We start from the raw sequence: 3,212 nt of genomic DNA, 5'->3' as shown, positions 1-3,212 counted from the left end.
CCACTATTCTGCCGGAAGGCTCAATTTTTATATGCTTATCGAGCGCCATATGGCCATATCTCTGTCCTTCTTCAAAAAGAATTCCCCACTGGTCGCGCTTTAACTCATCATTGTAATACCCATCGCCCTGCAACAGCTGGTTCTGGGAAGTTTGTTTATCCTGCTCCCTGATTTTCTGCTCTATTATTTCCCTTATCTTCTCCACATCAGGCTTCGGCTGTCCTTCGGGATATGCAATCACCATCTGGCTTTTTGCGTCCCATTCAACGATGTAGCCTAATCCTTCTGCAACATATCTGGCAGGAAGCATGGTTCTGCCCGGTGGCTGAATAAGAGGTGCTACATCCATTTTTACTGCCTGGCCGTCGCTGTGCATGGTCTTATTGCCTATCTGTAACCGCAAGGTTTTCTTGCCTTTCAGGGTTGCAGTATTGGCTTTGCCGTCCCAGGTTATGTTTTTGTCATCTACTCCAAATGCGTTGCCTAAAAATCTCACCGGCACAAAAGTCCGGCCGGGGGGATAAATTTGAGGTGCTGTGTCCATGCTGACGGTGTCAACTTTGTTATTATTAAGGTCAACTAAGTAATAGTTGTAGTCGCCGATTTTAAACACCACTACCTTGTCAGGAGTGGCTATGGTTTCGGCGTTGTCGGCTGTGGCATTATGGCCGGGAATTAACGCCAGGCTTAAAATCAGAAACGCCCCTAAAAGCTTTTTGAAATTTTTAAACATAATATCAACCTCCTTAAAATCAATACTTATTATTTTGTTCGCAAAAACTTAAGGTTTTATATAAATATACGCGCCAGCGGGAATTTTCTTATATTTTACATTTTTAGACGCAAAAACCTAGGAAAAGGTTTCCTTTTTTGTCGAAAGCGGTATAAAAGATTTTAAGCCTTCCCTGCTGCTAATTTTTCCTGTTTTCCAGTATCCTGCCTATCCTTTCTATCCGCTTCCTGATTGGCGGGTGAGTGGCAAAAAGCGTTTCCGCAAACCCCTTTTTCTGTATTTTAATTTTATCCCAGAGATTTTTCTTTCGGCCTGCCTCCATGCTCTCTACCCGGTATAAAAAGCTTGCCAGCGGAATCCCGTATCCAAGCCGGCAGGCATATTCGTCGCACCTGTACTCCTCTCCCCTGCCTACTGCAAGGAAGGAAATCTCCAGGATTTTATAAAGTATCCAGGCAATGAGTTTTAAGAAGGCTACTATCATAATCAGCCACAGTTTGCCTAACACCTGCCATAAGACTCCTCCGCCTGCCCTATCATCTACCTGAATGCTTGATACGAAACTGCCTACAAATATGGTTATAGCTATTATCACTCCAAAACTTATGTTCCCCAGCGTATTCATAAGATTGGCCGCAAGCAGTACCCGGGTGTCCTTGTATTCTATATGAGCAAGCTCGTGCGCCAGCACCGCCTTCAGCTCATCATCAGGCAGGGAAAGCATAGGATAGCATACAACTATCGTCCGCTTCCCTACGGCATAGGCATTATAAATATTTTCCGGGGAAATAAATAAATCGTAATCCTCCGGATTTTTGCCGGCACGCTGGCAGACTTCCGCAAACAACGGCTGAAGCCTCTCTAAATACTGCGGAATTGGGGGTTTTAGCCCAAGCTTTGCCCGCATGTAATTTTCCCCCAGCCGGGAGAAACCAAACCAGATGAGCAGAACAGTTATCGCCACAGCTCCTAAAAAGGTGTACTGCTCTACGGTAGAACTTGCCAGGTTAGTATTAAACATGCTCACCGTTAAATAAAGAGCCATCCAGGCTATGAAGCCGTTAATGATGACTATAAGGGAGAATACAATGAGCCGGAAGATTTTTAAAAACAATTTTAAAACCTCCCTTTTGGCTATTTAAATTTAAACAGCACCCTGAAGCTACTGGAAAACCAGTAGCCTTTTAAACTTATTCATCTTCCAGTAACTTCACATTGTAAGTCTTTTCATAATCCTTTATTGTTTCCGGAGGTAAGGCATTTTTATTTTTCCTGAGTGCCTTCCGCAACGCATTCTCAAAATCATCAATCTCCTTCTGCATCTCCACTTCAAACTTGGGTATGACCGCATTCTCTAGCTCTTTTTCCGGTTTTCCGAAATATATGTCATAGCTGTAATCATCAATATAGTTTTTACACACCTCTGCCAGCGCGTCATCAGAAAAGTTTGTCATTTCAGGAGCGGGAGGAATGCCATATCTTACAGCCAGCTGGTTGAGTTCTTCTATTTTTTGCAGGAGTTCTTGTTTTAACTGGAGTTGTTTTTCCGAAGGCTTGTCATTTATGCGGTTGCGGTTCCATTCCAGGTAGTATGCGCTGCATACATCGACCAGTTCTCTAGCGAAGTCCTTGATGTCCTTGACTTCTTTAATTCTGGCTATATCAACGACTTTCACCTCGCCCTCATCCTGTTTCTCCTTGATTTTTAAAATCAAATCGAAAAATCCTGTCTTGCGGTTGCGATAGAGCCATTCCTCAACAATATTCGCAATCAGCTGCCGTTTTGAAGTTTCGCGATGTGCTGCCTCTATTCTTAGTAAAGTTTCGATATGCTTGTCTAGAGCGACATTTACGATTACAAAATCCTTATCCTTATCCTTCTTCATAAAAATCACTCCTTTTTTAATCTTCTTCTGGTTTAAATTATACACAAGTTGTGCAACTTGTGCAACCCAAAGAGGTCCCCCTCTCACGCTGTCGACAAAGTCATTGCTGGCAGGCGTTTTTTAAAATTCATTAAAGAAAATAGAGCAAATAATTCTTAAAAAAGTAATAAATTAAAAAAATAAGCAAGTAATGGGGGGTATAAATGTTAAGCAAAAAGAACCGTAAAGCCATAAACCAACTGGAAATTGTAAGTATAGATAAGCTAGTACCCAAAGATCATTTTTTACGCTTAAAAACGAATAAGATGATGATAAAGGAGAAGAGAGTAGTAAGAAAAAATTAAAAGAGATAAAAGAGAGCACGACAGACCCTGAGAGTGGCCTGTTTCATAAAGGGGAAAAAGAGAGTTGTTTTGCATATACCGCTTCTGTAGCCTGCGATAGAAATGGATTCATACTGGGATGCAAAGTAGCTCCTGGTAATGTCCATGATAGTCAGGTATTTTCTGAATTATTTAAAGAAGTAAAAGAAAACTTTACTGAGATAGAAGCGGTAGTAGTGGATGCAGGCTACAAGACCCCTGCTATATGCA

At 41.8% G+C, this 3,212-nt stretch carries 5 protein-coding genes; 2 read left to right on the top strand and 3 right to left on the bottom strand.

Annotated features, from left to right (window positions below):
* The 3 genes from BUB92_RS10850 to BUB92_RS10840 form a co-directional block, all read right to left on the bottom strand.
* A partial coding sequence (locus BUB92_RS10850) for a copper amine oxidase N-terminal domain-containing protein (RefSeq protein WP_143156954.1) occupies window positions 1–733 on the bottom strand: 733 nt, incomplete at its 3' end.
* A gap of 178 nt (window positions 734–911) precedes the next feature.
* Window positions 912–1,847 (bottom strand): M48 family metalloprotease, encoded by a 936-nt coding sequence (locus BUB92_RS10845; RefSeq protein WP_073093568.1) that lies wholly within the window; start codon window positions 1,845–1,847, stop codon window positions 912–914.
* Window positions 1,848–1,923: 76 nt separating this feature from the next.
* Complete coding sequence (locus BUB92_RS10840) at window positions 1,924–2,619, bottom strand: hypothetical protein (protein WP_143156953.1); 696 nt, start codon at window positions 2,617–2,619, stop codon at window positions 1,924–1,926.
* Window positions 2,620–2,822: 203 nt separating this feature from the next.
* Between BUB92_RS10840 and BUB92_RS11730 the strand changes: the two genes are divergently transcribed.
* Window positions 2,823–2,963, top strand: coding sequence for a hypothetical protein (locus BUB92_RS11730; protein WP_200774268.1), 141 nt, complete (start codon window positions 2,823–2,825; stop codon window positions 2,961–2,963).
* Window positions 2,964–2,968: 5 nt separating this feature from the next.
* Window positions 2,969–3,212, top strand: a 244-nt coding sequence (locus BUB92_RS10835; RefSeq protein ID WP_200774270.1) for a transposase, incomplete at its 3' end; no start/stop codon positions are given.

The organism is Thermosyntropha lipolytica DSM 11003 (assembly GCF_900129805.1).
Lineage (GTDB): Bacteria > Bacillota > Syntrophomonadia > Syntrophomonadales > Syntrophomonadaceae > Thermosyntropha > Thermosyntropha lipolytica.
This window is presented reverse-complemented; position numbering and strand designations above follow the sequence as displayed.

Bases quoted from the DNA above. Each gene is read 5' to 3' on its own strand.
- BUB92_RS10840 (WP_143156953.1), bottom strand. From the start codon at position 2,619: ATGAAGAAGGATAAGGATAAGGATTTTGTAATCGTAAATGTCGCTCTA.
- BUB92_RS11730 (WP_200774268.1), top strand. From the start codon at position 2,823: ATGTTAAGCAAAAAGAACCGTAAAGCCATAAACCAACTGGAAATTGTA.